At 67.6% G+C, this 13618-nt stretch carries 15 protein-coding genes; 1 reads left to right on the plus strand and 14 read right to left on the minus strand.

Annotated features, from left to right (window positions below; translation table 11 throughout):
* Positions 1-189 precede the first annotated feature (189 nt).
* The 7 genes from ACVOMM_RS08035 to rlmD all read right to left on the minus strand — a co-directional run bounded on the left by ACVOMM_RS08035 (position 190) and on the right by rlmD (position 5574).
* Complete coding sequence (locus tag ACVOMM_RS08035; RefSeq protein WP_005410590.1) at positions 190-396, minus strand: cold-shock protein; 207 nt, start codon at positions 394-396, stop codon at positions 190-192.
* 88 nt (positions 397-484) lie between these two features.
* Positions 485-1231, minus strand: coding sequence for an S-methyl-5'-thioinosine phosphorylase (locus ACVOMM_RS08040; protein WP_053520226.1), 747 nt, complete (start codon positions 1229-1231; stop codon positions 485-487).
* Positions 1232-1313: 82 nt separating this feature from the next.
* Positions 1314-1868, minus strand: a complete 555-nt coding sequence (locus ACVOMM_RS08045) for a hypoxanthine-guanine phosphoribosyltransferase (RefSeq protein WP_053520227.1) — start codon at positions 1866-1868, stop codon at positions 1314-1316.
* Complete coding sequence (gene nagZ / locus ACVOMM_RS08050) at positions 1868-2875, minus strand: beta-N-acetylhexosaminidase (protein WP_111186713.1); 1008 nt, start codon at positions 2873-2875, stop codon at positions 1868-1870. Before nagZ ends, ACVOMM_RS08045 begins: the two co-directional genes overlap by 1 nt.
* Before the next feature lie 103 nt (positions 2876-2978).
* Positions 2979-3671 (minus strand): DsbA family oxidoreductase, encoded by a 693-nt coding sequence (locus ACVOMM_RS08055; RefSeq protein ID WP_253118649.1) that lies wholly within the window; start codon positions 3669-3671, stop codon positions 2979-2981.
* Positions 3672-3720: 49 nt separating this feature from the next.
* Positions 3721-4206 carry a CYTH domain-containing protein gene (locus ACVOMM_RS08060; RefSeq protein WP_197571814.1) on the minus strand — a complete coding sequence of 162 codons (486 nt, stop codon included), beginning with the start codon at positions 4204-4206 and terminating at the stop codon, positions 3721-3723.
* 33 nt (positions 4207-4239) lie between these two features.
* Positions 4240-5574 (minus strand): 23S rRNA (uracil(1939)-C(5))-methyltransferase RlmD, encoded by a 1335-nt coding sequence (gene rlmD, locus ACVOMM_RS08065; protein ID WP_481526107.1) that lies wholly within the window; start codon positions 5572-5574, stop codon positions 4240-4242.
* A gap of 129 nt (positions 5575-5703) precedes the next feature.
* On the opposite strand from rlmD, the gene ACVOMM_RS08070 reads away from it, so the two are divergent.
* Positions 5704-6432, plus strand: a complete 729-nt coding sequence (locus ACVOMM_RS08070; RefSeq protein WP_053520232.1) for a response regulator — start codon at positions 5704-5706, stop codon at positions 6430-6432.
* A 99-nt stretch (positions 6433-6531) separates the two neighbouring features.
* Here the strand turns inward: ACVOMM_RS08070 and recO are convergent, their stop codons facing one another.
* The 7 genes from recO to ACVOMM_RS08105 all read right to left on the minus strand — a co-directional run bounded on the left by recO (position 6532) and on the right by ACVOMM_RS08105 (position 13603).
* Entirely contained in the window at positions 6532-7251 is a 720-nt protein-coding gene (gene recO / locus ACVOMM_RS08075; protein WP_053520233.1) for a DNA repair protein RecO, read from the minus strand.
* A gap of 18 nt (positions 7252-7269) precedes the next feature.
* Positions 7270-8166, minus strand: a complete 897-nt coding sequence (gene era, locus ACVOMM_RS08080) for a GTPase Era (RefSeq protein WP_053520234.1) — start codon at positions 8164-8166, stop codon at positions 7270-7272.
* Positions 8163-8843, minus strand: coding sequence for a ribonuclease III (rnc, locus tag ACVOMM_RS08085; protein WP_481526108.1), 681 nt, complete (start codon positions 8841-8843; stop codon positions 8163-8165). Before rnc ends, era begins: the two co-directional genes overlap by 4 nt.
* Positions 8833-9216 carry a DUF4845 domain-containing protein gene (locus tag ACVOMM_RS08090; RefSeq protein ID WP_053520236.1) on the minus strand — a complete coding sequence of 128 codons (384 nt, stop codon included), beginning with the start codon at positions 9214-9216 and terminating at the stop codon, positions 8833-8835. Before ACVOMM_RS08090 ends, rnc begins: the two co-directional genes overlap by 11 nt.
* Positions 9217-9253: 37 nt before the next feature.
* A complete protein-coding gene (gene lepB / locus ACVOMM_RS08095) occupies positions 9254-10048 on the minus strand; it encodes a signal peptidase I (RefSeq protein WP_053520237.1) in 795 nt (264 codons plus the stop codon).
* Between the two features lie 54 nt (positions 10049-10102).
* Complete coding sequence (gene lepA / locus ACVOMM_RS08100) at positions 10103-11896, minus strand: translation elongation factor 4 (RefSeq protein WP_065174904.1); 1794 nt, start codon at positions 11894-11896, stop codon at positions 10103-10105.
* A 174-nt stretch (positions 11897-12070) separates the two neighbouring features.
* Positions 12071-13603 (minus strand): DegQ family serine endoprotease, encoded by a 1533-nt coding sequence (locus tag ACVOMM_RS08105; protein ID WP_065174839.1) that lies wholly within the window; start codon positions 13601-13603, stop codon positions 12071-12073.
* Positions 13604-13618: the final 15 nt, after the last annotated feature.

The raw sequence follows: 13618 nt of genomic DNA on the forward strand, positions 1-13618 counted from the left end.
CCCCCCCCCCCCCCCCCCCCCCCCCCCCCCCCCCCCCCCCCCCCCCCCCCCCCCCCCCCCCCCCCCCCCCCCCCCCCCCCCCCCCCCCCCCCCCCCCCCCCCCCCCCCCGCGGCTTGGGTTCGGTCCCATGCGATGGGCGCAAAAAAAAACCCCGCCGGAGCGGGGTTCTCAACGCACTGTCGAGTGGATCACTCGGCCGGCGTGATGTTCGAAGCCTGGGCACCCTTCGGGCCCTGGGTCACGTCATAGGTGACACGCTGGCCTTCCTGCAGGCTGCGGAAGCCCTTGGAGTTGATGGCGGAGAAGTGCGCGAACACGTCGGCGCTGCCATCCTCCGGCGAGATGAAGCCAAATCCCTTGGCGTCGTTGAACCACTTGACGGTACCGTTCGGCATGGTGATGCGAGACCTTATGCAATGAATGGGTGGTGTACGCTGAACCCGCGTACCGGCTGAGTATGCAAAGCTTGCTCGGCGAAGACAATCACCCCCGTGCCAATTCGCCGATCAGTTCCGGAAGTCCATTGCTCGCCGCCTGCACATTGGCCAGCACTTCGGCCATCGTGATCTCCTCGCCATCACCACAGCCCGCGGCCCAGTTCGCCACGATCGCCAGGCACGCGTAATCCAGTCCCAACTCCCGCGCCAGCGCGGCTTCGGGCATTCCGGTCATGCCCACCAGATCGCAGCCATCGCGCCGCATGCGGGCGATTTCCGCGATGGTTTCCAGCCTCGGCCCCTGCGTCGCACCGTAGCAGCCACCGTCATGGACCGTGACACCCGTCACTTTGGCCGCGGCCAGAATCTTGCTCCGCAGCATCGGCGTGTACGGGTGGCCGAAGTCCACATGCAGCACTTCGGTACCCTCTTCTTCACAGATCGTGCTGATCCGGCCCCAGGTGTAGTCGATGATCTGGTCCGGGCAGGCCAGCACGCGCGGCCCGACCTGCTCGGTGATGCCCCCGACGGTGTTCAGCGCCAGCACGCGCTGGGCGCCGATCTGCTGCAGCGCAGCCAGATTGGCGCGGTAGTTGATCTTGTGCGGCGGCAGCGAGTGGCCCTCGCCATGGCGCGCAAGGAACGCCACGCGGTTGCCCAGCAGCGTGCCCACGCGCACCGGGCCGGAGGGACGGCCGAAGCGGGTCTCGACCTCGTGGGTCTGCACATCGTCGAGCTTGGCCAGGTTGTAGACACCGGTACCGCCGATCACGGCCAGGGCGATCTGTTGCATCGAAAGCACTCCAGAGAAAGACGAACGCCGGCACCCGAGGATGCCGGCGGCGGCAAAGGACGGCCGCGGACGGCCGTGCCTGTTATTCCTTCATCGCGTAGATGGCCGGCACGCAGCGCAGGGTCTCGTTGACGTCCATGCCGAAACCGAACACGTAGCGGTCGGGCAGTTCGATACCGGCGTAGTCAGCCGTCACATCCGGCAGCCCGCGATCGTGCTTCTTCACCGTCATCGCCGCGATGCGCACGTCGGTCGCGCCCTGTTCCAGGCACCAGGTGCGCACGCCCTGCAGGGTGTAGCCCTCATCGAGGATGTCATCGACCAGCAGCACACGGCGGCCGAACAGCGCGGTGGCCGGCTTGTGCTTCCACACCAGGTCGCCGCCGGTGGTTTCACCGCGATAGCGGGTGGCGTGCAGGTAATCGAACTGCACGTCCTGGCCGCGCGCACCCAGCTCCAGCGCCAGCTGGCCGGCGAACGGCAGCGCACCGTGCATGATCGACAGGAACAGTGGCACCTCGCCCTTGTAATCGCGCGCGATGGCGTCGGCGATACCGGCGATGGCCTTGTCGATGGTGGGGCGGTCAACCAGCAGGTCGGCCTGGGCCAGGGCCTGGGAAATGGTGAGGTTCGGCATCAGACGGTTCTTCCAAGGGTTTCAAGCAGACGGGATTGAGTGTCGCCATGGCGGGCATCGGCCAGCAGGCCATCCCAGCCAAGCGCGCCGCGGCCGAGCAGGCCAAGCAGCGCAGCGGTATTGAGGGAGCGTCCCTGCACCGCGTGCAGGGCTTCATCGACCAGCTCCGGATGGCAGACCAGCACGACGTCGCAGCCCGCATCCAGGTGCGCGTGCACGCGTGCCGCAACGCCACCGGCATGGTGCGAAGCGGCCATGCCGATGTCGTCGGAGAACACCACGCCGCGGAAGCCCAGCTCGCCACGCAGCACCTCCTGGATCCAGCGCGGCGAATAGCCGGCCGGTTCCGGCGCCACCTGCGGGTAGATCACGTGCGCCATCATCACGGCGTCGGCACCGGCGGCAACACCGGCCCGGAACGGCACCAGGTCCTGCGCGCGCAGTTCGTCCAGCGTCCGCGGATCGACCGCGGTATCGACATGGGTGTCTTCCAGCACGGTGCCATGGCCGGGAAAATGCTTGAGGGTGGCCGCCATGCCGGCCGCGTGCATGCCGCGTACGTAGGCCTCGGTGAACGCAGCCACGACCTGCGGGTCTTCACTGAAAGCGCGGTTGCCGATCGCAAGGTTGCCACGGCCCAGGTCGACCACCGGGGCAAAGCTCAGGTCCACGCCACTGGCGCGCACTTCGCTGGCCATCAGCCAGGCGTGCTGCTCGGCCAGCGCCAACGCGGCGCCGGGATCCTTCGCATAGCCGGCACCGATCTCCTGCAGCGGCGGCAGATCGCTGTAGCCCTTGCGGAAACGCTGCACGCGACCGCCTTCCTGGTCGACGCAGATCAGCTGCGGGCGCGGCGCGGCCTCGCGGATCGCGGCGCTGAGCTCGCTCACCTGCTGGCGGGAGGCGAAGTTGCGCGTGAACAGCACCACCCCGGCAACGGCATCGTGCTGCAGCCAGTCGCGTTCCTGGGGGGTCAGTTCAGTGCCGGCAACGCCGATCAGCAGCATGGTCGTTCTCCACAACGGGCGCCCGCATGGCGCAGTGCCGCATTGTCGCAGAACCGGCCGTTGGACGCAGGTGGGGGCGTCCATCGCGCGCCCCCTCGAAGGATCAGACCCTGCAGCCGTCCGCGCCACAGGCGTCGTCGCCACTGCGCCCGGTTGCCGTGCCCTGCTCCGCCGCGATCTGCCGCAGCGCCTGGGCGAAGGCTTCCGGAGGCTGGGCGCCGGAGATCGCCCAGCGGCCGTCGATGACGAAGGTCGGCACCGAGGAAACACCCAGCGCACGGGCCTGGTCCAGTCCCGCTTCGACCTCGGCCAGGCCGCGTGAGGAGGCCAGCATCTGGGCGATCTCTGCCGCATCCAGTCCGCCTGCCACACCGGCCCGGGTCAGCACCTCTGTGTCCGCCAGATTCTGGCCGTGCTCGAAATGGGCGCGGAACAGCGCCTCTCCGACCGCGTCCTGCACACCGTGCTGGCCGGCCAGCCACAGCAGCCGGTGCGCTGGCAGGGTGGTCACCCGCACCTGGCCCTGGCTGAAGTCCATGGGCAGGCCTTCGCCACGGGCGGTGGCCTGGGTCTGGCCGAGAATCTGCTCTGTGCGCTCGACACCGCCAAACTTGCGCGCATACGCCTCGCGCAGCGGCACCGGCGTGGTGCCCGCATCCGGGTCCAGCTGGAACGGCTGCCAGTGGATGTCGAGTGCTGGGGCATCGGCCCCCAGCAACTGCACCCCCTGCTGGAAACGGTGCTTGCCGATCCAGCACCAGGGACAGACCACGTCGGAGTAGATGTCGATTCTCATCCCACCGACATGGGGTCCGGGCGCCCCGAAAAAAGGGGGAACGCCCCTTTCACCAGCGTGAATAGGGATGACTGGCCAGTGCGACGTTGTAGTAGCGCGGGTCGTCGGTGACCTCCGCGCCGGCCCAGTCCGGCAGGGCGATGGCCTGCCCGGCGCTTTCCAGCTCGACTTCGGCCACCACCAGGCCGGCGTTGTCGCCCAGGAACTCATCCACTTCCCAGGTCAGGCCGGCATGCTCGACCAGGTGGCGACGCTTGTCGATCAGGCCCCCCACGCACAGCGCCAGCAGCGCGCGCGCATCCTCCACCGGAATCGGGTAATCAAACTCCTGGCGGGTATGGCCGATCGTGCGCGACTTCAGGTTCAGCGCGGCGTGCTCACCTTCGATGCGCACCCGCACGGACGCGTTCTGGCGGCCGCTGTCGAGCGCGCCCAGATCGTTGATGTAGCCCTGCGCCATCGGAATCACCCGGTGTGCGGCCGCACGCCAGCCGTCGCTGCTGACGAGGAATTTGCGTTCGATCTCGATGCCCATCGCGCCATTATGCGCGATGGGCATGACAGCGGGTCAGCGCTTTTCGAACACCGCGATGCTTTCCACGTGCGCGGTGTGCGGGAACATGTCCATGGCGCCGGCACTGACCAGGCTGAAGCCCTGCTCGTTCACCAGATAACCCGCGTCCCGGGCCAGCGATCCCGGATGGCAGCTGACGTACACGATGCGCTTGAACTGCTTCAACGGCAGCTGCTGCAGCACCTCGATCGCGCCCGAGCGCGGCGGGTCCAGCAACAGCTTGTCGAAGCCCTGGCGCATCCACGGCGTGGCGCGCTGGTCCTGGGTCAGGTCGGCGCTGTAGAACTGGGCGTTGCCCAGCCCGTTGCGCTCGGCGTTCTCACGTGCGCGGGCAACGAGGCCCGCGTCGCCTTCCACGCCCACCACCTCGCGCACGCGGCGCGCCAGCGGCAGGGTGAAGTTGCCCAGCCCGCAGAACAGGTCCAGCACGCGCTCGTCCTCACCCGGCTCCAGCAGATCCAGGGTGTGAGCGATCATCTTCTCGTTGAGCTTGGCATTGACCTGGATGAAATCCAGTGGCCGGAATGCCAGGTCGACATCCCACGGCGCCAGCCGGAACGACAGCGGCACGCCCTGCCCGTCCAGCGGATGGACGGTGTCCACGCCACCGGGTTGCAGGTAGATGGCGAATCCGTGCTGCTGGCCGAAGCTGGCCCATGCGGCGCGGTCGGCATCACTGAGCGGCTGCAGATGACGCACGGTCAGCGCGATGGCCTGGTCACCGCCGATGAACTCGATCTGCGGGATGTCGCGCTTGCCGTCGAGCGACTCGATGAAGGTCGACAGCGCCTGCACCTTGGTGCCCACTTCGGGGATCACGGTCAGGCACTGGCTGAGATCGGCGACGAAGCGCGGGTCCTGTTCACGGAAGCCGACCAGGGTCTTGTCCTTCTTCTCGACGCGGCGCACCGAGAAGCGCCCCTTGCGGCGGTAACCCCAGCTGTCGCCGACCAGCGGTGGCAGCACGCGGCCCGGCTTCACGTGACCGATGCGTTCCAGGTTGTCCATCAGCACGCGCTGCTTGGCAACGATCTGCTGGTCTTCATCCAGGTGCTGCAGCACGCAGCCGGCGCAGGTGCCGAAATGCGGGCACTTCGGCGTCACCCGCTGTGGCGAGGCCTGCAGCACTTCCACGGTGCGTGCTTCGTCGAAATGGCGGCTGCGGGCGGTCTGTTCAGCCATGACCACCTCGCCCGGCAGAGCGCCGCTGATGAAGGTGACCTTGCCACCTTCGCCTTCACGGCGGGCGACGCCGCGACCATCATGGCTGAGGTCGAGGATCTCGGTCTGGAACGGGGTACGGTCGATGCGGGAGCGGGATCGGGCCACGTGGCAACAGGCTGCGGGCGAAAATGGGCGCGTATTGTCGCAGATCCTGACCGGCGGGGCCTGCCGCCGCTTGCGCCAGCCGCCGCCGTGCTTGATGATGTCAGCCAGCTGACATGGAGGCAGCCCCTGATGCAGATGACCCCGCGGGCCGGTCGGCCCCGCTTCCTGCTTGTCGAGGACGACATCATCAGCCGCGGGTTTTTCAAGGCGGCGTTGGAAACCCTGCCGGCGGACGTCGATACCGCGGACTCCCTTGCCAGTGCCCTGGCAAGCGCCGAGCCCGGGGCCCACGACCTGTGGCTGATCGACGTCAACCTGCCTGACGGCAATGGCGCGCAGCTGCTGCGCGAACTGCGCCGTTCGCATCCGGACACGCCTGCGCTGGCGCATACCGCCGACGGCGACACGTCCATCCATGCGCGCCTGCGTGAGGCCGGTTTCAGCGACACCCTGGTCAAGCCGCTCGGCCGCGACCAGTTGCTGAAGGCGGTCCGCCGCGCCCTGGTCAACTCGCCGGCCGGCATCGCCGTCGCTCCGGCCCCCGCTGCGATCGAGCTGAACGGGCAGGACTGGGACGAGACCGCCGCTCTGGCCGCTCTCAATGGCCAGCGCAACCACCTGATCGCCCTGCGCGAGCTGTTCCTCGCGGAACTGCCGGGCGTCCGCGATGCGGTGGAGCAGGCCGTGGACCAGCATGACGAACGCCAGCTGCGCAGCCAGCTGCACCGGCTGCAGGCAAGCTGCGGCTTCGTCGGTGCCGCACGGCTGGGCCGCGCGGTGCGCCAGCTGCACCACATGCCGGAGTCGGACCTGGCACAAGCGGGCTTCCGCGCCGCGGTAGCGGCACTGCTGCACTGAGGGTTGCCCGGCACGGATGCGCCCTGCCCCGTCGGATATCGAAATCAATCCGGGGTCAGATCCCTTTCCCTGCGGAAGACGGATCTGCCCCCCGCCCGCCTACCGCCGGGGGGCCAACTGCTCCAGCAGCTCCCAGGACTTCAGCCCCCGTGGCCCCAGGTGGTGCGCCAGCACCCGCCGCATGGGCAGCCGCAGGCTCGCCAGATCAGCAGGCCCCGGCTCCTCGTCGGCCGCCAGCGCCAACAGCGCCGAACCGGTGGCCGCCGCACTGCGCTCTCCACCGCGCTCGCTGAGCAGCCGTTGCGGCCCTTCCTGCGGATCCAGCGCATAACGCGCTGCCGGATCGATCGGCTGACCATCGCTGGCGCTTTCCAGATCGAAACCGAGCCCCAGTGCGGCAAGCAGCTCGCGCTCGAAGCGGCGCAGCGTCCAGGCCAGTCCGGCGCCCACTGCCAGCCGCGCGCGTGCCTCGCCGTACGCCAGGTACACCTCCGGCAACGGATCCTGGCGTGGCGCCAGCCGCAGCGTCAGTTCACTCAGGTAGAAGCCGGCCAGCATGGCCTGGCCGACCAGCCGCGGCGCCGCGTCCAGCGCTTCGGCGGCACGCAGCTGCGCCAGTTCGCCGCGCTGCTGTGCGCTGAAGCGGATCCACTGCAGCGGCTGCAGGGCCGCGCGCAACACCTGGCCCTTGGCCGTGGACACGCCGCGCGCAAGCAGGCCGATCCGGCCATGTTCCGCGCTCAGCACCTCCACCAGCAGGCTGGTTTCGCGATAGGCCCGTGCATGCAGCACGAACCCCGTGTCGTCCTCGATGATCACCGAAGCGATCGCCGTGGCTTACTCGTAACCGAAGGCCTTCAGCGCGGCCTCGTCGTCGGACCAGCCTTCACGTACGCGCACCCAGGTTTCCAGGAACACCTTGGCACCGAACAGACGCTCCATCTGCAGGCGCGACTTGGCCCCGATCTCCTTCAGGCGCGCGCCCCCCTTGCCGATCACGATGGCCTTCTGGCCTTCCCGCTCGACCCAGATCACCGCGCCGATGCGCAGAAGATTGCCATCCTCGGTGAAGCGCTCGATCTCCACGGTGGTGGCATAGGGCAGCTCCTCGCCAAGCTGGCGCATCAGCTGCTCACGTACCAGTTCACCGGCAAGGAAACGTTGGCTGCGGTCGGTGATCTCGTCCTCGCCGAACATCGGCGGGGCTTCCGGCAGCAGCTCCAGCACGTCACGCACCAGGGCGTCCAGGCCGTTGCGCTTCTGCGCCGAGATCGGATGCACGGCGGCGAAATCACGGCCGGCGGTCACCTCCTGCAGGAACGGCAGCAGCGCGCCCTTGTCCTTCAGGCGATCGATCTTGTTGACCACCAGCACCACCGGGATGCCGGCATCGCGCAGCACGTTGAAGGCCAGGCTGTCTTCGTCATCCCAGCGCCCGGCCTCGATCACCAGCAGGCCTGCATCCACGCCTTCCAGCGAGCCGCGCGCGGCGCGGTTCATCACCCGGTTCATCGCCCGCTTCTGCACCTTGTGCAGGCCCGGGGTATCGACCAGCACCAGCTGGCCTTCCGGATAGGTGGCGATGCCGAGCAGGCGGTGGCGGGTGGTCTGCGGCCGGTTGGAGACGATGCTGACCTTGGCCCCGACCAGGGCATTGGTCAGGGTCGACTTGCCGACGTTCGGGCGGCCGATGACGGCCACGCTGCCGCAATGATGGGAAGTTTGTTCGCTCACTTGGAATCCAGTTGTTCTAGGACGGCTGCAGCCGCCTGTTGTTCGGCAAGCCGCCGCGAGGCGCCTTCGCCCTCGGTGCTGGCGGCCGGGTCGACCACGTTGCAGCGTACCCGGAAATGTTTGGCGTGGTCGTCACCGGATTCTGACACCAGTTCGTACTGGGGCAACGCCTTCTGCCGGGCCTGCAGCCATTCCTGCAGGCGGGTCTTGGGGTCCTTCTCGGGGCGGCCGGTGGCCGGCAGCGCCTCCATCGAGGCCGTGAACCAGGGCAGCACCGTCTCCCGGCACGCGTCAAAACCGGCGTCCAGGTAGATCGCGGCCACCACCGCCTCCAGTGCATCGGCCAGGATCGAGTCGCGGCGGTGCCCGCCCGACTTCATCTCGCCCGCGCCCAGGATCAGCCGTTCGCCCAGCTGCAGGGTACGGGCGATCACTGCCAGCGCCCCTTCACGCACCAGCTCGGCGCGGGCGCGGGTCAGTGCGCCCTCGTCGGCCTTGGGCCAGCGCTGGTACAGCGCCTCGGCGACCATCATGTTGACGATGCTGTCGCCGAGGAATTCCAGGCGCTCGTTATGCGGCACGCCGGCACTGCGATGGGTCAGCGCCTGCTTGAGCAGCGCCGGGTCGCGGAAGGCATGGCCGATCAGGTCGCCACGTTGGATGAATTTACTGGGCACCGCTTCGGGTCAGGTCCTGGGAAGAATCGAATTTGCCAACCACATCGAGGTTGCCGATCAACGGGCGACGCACTTCGTAGTTGACCTTGAGGGTCCAGCCATTGTCGCGGCGATCGAACTTGACGTTGCCCGGCTTCACGTTGTCCGAGTAGTTGATGTACAGCCGCTTGAAGAACAGATCCTGGATCCGCGCTGGCTCCATGCTGGCCACGCCCGGCTGGCTGGCCAGGCTCTTCATCGCCGAGCGTACCGCGTAATACTCCTGGTACATCGGGAACAGCTTCATGCCGATGTAGATGAAGAAGCCAACCACGACCAGGACCACCAGAAACGAGGTCAGGGTGATGCCGCGCTGCGTGTTCATCGTCTTCATTGCGTTCTCCCCAGATACGCGTTGGATGTGAAAATACTCAGTTGATGCCCGAGCCGATCCGCGACGGCTCGAAACCGTCCTTGCAGAACCAGCCCTGGCAGTTCAGCCAGATCAGGAATGCCTTGCCCCGCAGGTTCTCTTCCGGCAGCAGCCCCCAGAAGCGTCCATCATCGCTGTTGTCACGGTTGTCGCCCATCACCAGGTACTTGCCGGCCGGCACCGTCCACTGGCCCTGGCCACGCGGATAGTCGGTCTCCAGCACGGTATGGGTGCGGCCCGGGAGATGCTCGACCAGCAGGTTGGCGCCCTCGCCCTGGCCCTTGTGGCCGGCGTAGATGCCCTTGTTGTCGTACTTCACCGGCTCGCCGTTCAGCACCAGGCTGTCGCCCTCGAACACCACGGTGTCACCCGGCACGCCGATCACGCGCTTGATGAAGTTCTCGCCCTTGGCCGGGTCGTTGTCGCCGTGGCCCGGGAAGTGGAACACCACCACATCGCCGCGCGCGGGATCACCCACCGGCACGAAGCGGGTATTGGTGATCGGCAGGCGCAGGCCATAGGCAAACTTGTTGACCAGGATGAAATCACCGATCAGCAGGTTCGGCATCATCGAGCTGGACGGGATCTTGTACGGCTCGGCGATGAAGCTGCGCACGACCAGCACGATCGCCAGCACCGGGAAGAATGCACGCGAGTAATCCACCAGCACCGGCTCGGTGTCGAGCAGGCCTGCACGCTGGGCGCGGCGCCTGGCGAAGTACAGCTTGTCCGCAAGCAGGATCAGGCCCGAGGCCAGGGTCAGCACGACCAGGAGGATCTCAAACAGTTTCATTCAGGGTCCTTTGCAACGTCACCGGACGACCGGCCCCGGAGGGCCGGTGCGCGCTTACTTGTTGTCCATCTGCAGCACGGCCAGGAACGCTTCCTGCGGGATTTCCACGCGGCCGACCTGCTTCATGCGCTTCTTGCCTTCCTTCTGCTTTTCCAGAAGCTTCTTCTTGCGCGAAACGTCGCCACCATAGCACTTGGCCAGCACGTTCTTGCGCATGGCCTTGACCGTGGTACGGGCGATGATCTGCGAGCCGACAGCCGCCTGGATCGCCACGTCGAACATCTGCCGCGGGATCAGGTCCTTCATCTTCTCGCACAGCTCGCGGCCGCGGCGGTCGGCATGGCTGCGGTGGACGATCAGCGACAGCGCATCGACCTTGTCGCCATTGATCAGCACGTCCACGCGCACGAACGGGCCGGCATCGAAGCGCACGAAGTGATAGTCCAGCGACGCGTAGCCGCGGCTGACCGACTTCAGCTTGTCGAAGAAGTCCAGCACCACTTCGGCCATCGGCAGCTCGTAGCTGATCTGCACCTGGCTGCCCAGGTAGTTGATGCCGATCTGGCTGCCGCGCTTTTCCTCGCACAGCTTGATGATGTTGCCGATGTACTCCTCGGGGGTGAGTACGTTGGCACGGATGATCGGCTCGCGGATCTCCTGGACCTGGTTCACCGCCGGCAGCTTGGCCGGGTTGTCCATGTTGATGATCGAGCCATCGGTCTTCAGGACCTCGTACACCACCGTCGGCGCGGTGCTGATCAGGTCCAGGTTGTATTCGCGCTCCAGCCGTTCCTGCACGATCTCCATGTGCAGCATGCCGAGGAAGCCGCAGCGGAAACCGAAGCCCATCGCCTCCGAGCTTTCCGGCTCGAAGCGCAGCGCGGCATCGTTCAGGCGCAGCTTGTCCAGCGCCTCGCGCAGGTCCGGATAGTCCTCGGCGTCGACCGGGAACAGGCCGGCGAACACGCGCGGCTGCATTTCCTGGAAGCCCGGCAGCGGCTTCGGTGCCGGATCACCGGCCAGGGTCAGGGTGTCGCCCACCGGCGCACCATGCACGTCCTTGATGCTGGCCGTGACCCAACCCACCTCACCCGCGCGCAGCGCCGGCAACACCTTGCGCTTGGGGGTGAACACGCCGACGTTGTCGACCTGGTGGTTGCGGCCGGTGGACATCACCTGCAGCTTGTCGCCGGCCTTGATCTCGCCCTGCATGACGCGCACCAGCGAGACCACGCCGAGGTAGTTGTCGAACCAGGAATCGATGATCAGCGCCTGCAGCTTGTCGGTATCGCGTGGCTGCGGCGGCGGAATGCGATGGACGATGGCCTCCAGCACGTCCTGCACGTTCAGGCCGGTCTTGGCGCTGACCGGCACGGCGTCGCTGGCGTCGATGCCGATCACGGCCTCGATCTCGGCCTTGGCGCGCTCGATGTCGGCCGTAGGCAGGTCGATCTTGTTGATCACCGGCACCACTTCCAGACCCTGCTCCACCGCGGTGTAGCAGTTCGCCACCGACTGCGCTTCCACGCCCTGGGCAGCATCGACCACCAGCAGCGCACCTTCACAGGCGGCCAGCGAGCGGCTGACTTCATACGAGAAATCGACGTGGCCCGGGGTGTCGATGAAGTTCAGATGATAGGTCTGCCCGTCCTTGGCCAGGTACGGCAGCGATACCGACTGCGCCTTGATGGTGATGCCACGCTCGCGCTCGATCGGGTTGGAGTCGAGTACCTGCGCTTCCATCTCGCGGGCCTGCAGGCCACCACAAAGCTGGATGATGCGGTCGGCCAGCGTGGACTTGCCGTGGTCGACGTGGGCGATGATGGAGAAGTTGCGGATGTTCCGCATCGAATCAGATGACATAGGTGGCGGCGGCGCGCGGCGTCGTCAGGGTAACGGTGGATTATCGCACGCCCGGGGCCCGGCCGCGAAAGGCGCCTCGCCGGGCCAGGGCCGGAACGACCGCAGCCCCCCCAGAGCGGGGCTTCGGGGGGGCAGCGGCTGCCGGAGCAGCCCCGGTCCTTACTCGCCGGCCTTGACCGCCACGAAGGCGCTGTTGCCGTTGCCGGTGCGGACCAGCAGCATCACCACATCGCCCTTCTTGTAGCTGGACAGCGCGCGGTTCAGCGACTCCACGCCGCTCACCTGGGTGCTGGCTACCTGCAGGATCACCATGCCCGGGGACAGGCCTGCATCCCGGGCGCCCTGCCCCTTGACGCCGGTGATGCGCACGCCCTCGCCCGATTCCAGGCCCAGCTGCTTGCGCTGCGGCGCGGTCAGATCGCTGACGTCCAGGCCCAGCAGGGCATTGGCACCACTCTGCGGAGCAGCATCGGCCCTGGCGGTGGCGGGGCTGCGGGCGCTGGCCTGGTCATCCTCGGCCAGCGCGGTCAGGGTGGCGCTCAGGTCGCGCGCCTTGCCGTCACGGATCACGCCCAGGGTGACCCGGCTGCCCGGGGCCATGGCGCCGATCAGCGGCGGCAGATCGGACCAGCTGTTGACCGGTGCGCCGTTCACGGTGCGGATCACATCCCCCACCTTCACACCGGCGCGGGCGGCCGCCGAATCCGGCACGATCTGGTTGACCAGCGCACCCCGGCTGTCCGGCAGGCCCATGGCCTGCGCCTTCAGGCCGTCGATCTCCTGCACCACCGCGCCCAGCTGGCCGCGGGTGACCCGGCCGGTCTTCTTGATCTGTTCGACCGCGCTCATCGCCAGGTCGATCGGAATCGCGAAGCTGATGCCCATGTAGCCACCGGATGCAGAGAAGATCTGCGAGTTGATGCCGACCACTTCGCCCCGGGTGTTCAGCAGCGGACCGCCGGAGTTGCCCTGGTTGATCGCCACGTCGGTCTGGATGAACGGCACGTAGCGCTGGTCCGGGCCGCCGGTGCTGCGGCCGAGGGCGCTGACCACGCCGGCGGTGACCGAGTGGTCAAGGCCGAACGGCGAGCCGATCGCGACAACCCACTGGCCCGGCTTCAGGCTGTTGGAATCGCCGACACGGACGGTCGGCAGGTTCCTGCCTTCGATCTTCAGCAGGGCGACGTCGTACTGCTGGTCGCTGCCCACCACCTTGGCGGTGAACTCACGGCGATCGCCCAGCTTGACCTTCACCTCGCTGGCGTCGGCAACCACGTGGTAGTTGGTCAGCACGTAGCCGTCGGGCGAAATGATGAAGCCCGACCCCATGCCGCGGCCCTTGATGCTGGGACCGCCGTCGGGGCCGCCCGGCCCCTGCCCCGGCATCGGGAAGTCCGGGCCGAAGAAGCGACGGAAGAACTCCGGCATGTCGTCGTCCCCCATGGGCCCACGCGCCTGGCGGTTGCTGCGGACGATGGTGGTGTCGACGTTGACCACGCCCGGGCCGACCTGCTCGACGAGGTTGGTGAAATCGGGCAGGCCGGTGACCAGCGGCTGCGCAGGAGCGCGCGGCGCGGCAGCGGCCGCGGCCGGCGCGGTCTGGGCAGCCGGGGACGGCGCCTGGGCACAGGCCACCAGCGGCAGGGTCAGGGCCAGCAGGCCGATGGCCTGCGTGCGGAATCGGGGAGTCATCGGACGGCAACCTCC

This window comes from Stenotrophomonas sp. STEN009, from assembly GCF_056760395.1.

What these genes read in the sequence shown, in the direction of transcription:
- ACVOMM_RS08035 (WP_005410590.1), bottom strand. Translation starts at nt 396, where the DNA reads ATGCCGAACGGTACCGTCAAGTGGTTCAACGACGCCAAGGGATTTGGC.
- ACVOMM_RS08040 (WP_053520226.1), bottom strand. Translation starts at nt 1,231, where the DNA reads ATGCAACAGATCGCCCTGGCCGTGATCGGCGGTACCGGTGTCTACAAC.
- ACVOMM_RS08045 (WP_053520227.1), bottom strand. Translation starts at nt 1,868, where the DNA reads ATGCCGAACCTCACCATTTCCCAGGCCCTGGCCCAGGCCGACCTGCTG.
- nagZ (WP_111186713.1), bottom strand. Translation starts at nt 2,875, where the DNA reads ATGCTGCTGATCGGCGTTGCCGGCACTGAACTGACCCCCCAGGAACGC.
- ACVOMM_RS08055 (WP_253118649.1), bottom strand. Translation starts at nt 3,671, where the DNA reads ATGAGAATCGACATCTACTCCGACGTGGTCTGTCCCTGGTGCTGGATC.
- ACVOMM_RS08060 (WP_197571814.1), bottom strand. Translation starts at nt 4,206, where the DNA reads ATGGGCATCGAGATCGAACGCAAATTCCTCGTCAGCAGCGACGGCTGG.
- ACVOMM_RS08070 (WP_053520232.1), top strand. Translation starts at nt 5,704, where the DNA reads ATGCAGATGACCCCGCGGGCCGGTCGGCCCCGCTTCCTGCTTGTCGAG.
- ACVOMM_RS08090 (WP_053520236.1), bottom strand. Translation starts at nt 9,216, where the DNA reads ATGAAGACGATGAACACGCAGCGCGGCATCACCCTGACCTCGTTTCTG.
- lepB (WP_053520237.1), bottom strand. Translation starts at nt 10,048, where the DNA reads ATGAAACTGTTTGAGATCCTCCTGGTCGTGCTGACCCTGGCCTCGGGC.
- lepA (WP_065174904.1), bottom strand. Translation starts at nt 11,896, where the DNA reads ATGCGGAACATCCGCAACTTCTCCATCATCGCCCACGTCGACCACGGC.
- ACVOMM_RS08105 (WP_065174839.1), bottom strand. Translation starts at nt 13,603, where the DNA reads ATGACTCCCCGATTCCGCACGCAGGCCATCGGCCTGCTGGCCCTGACC.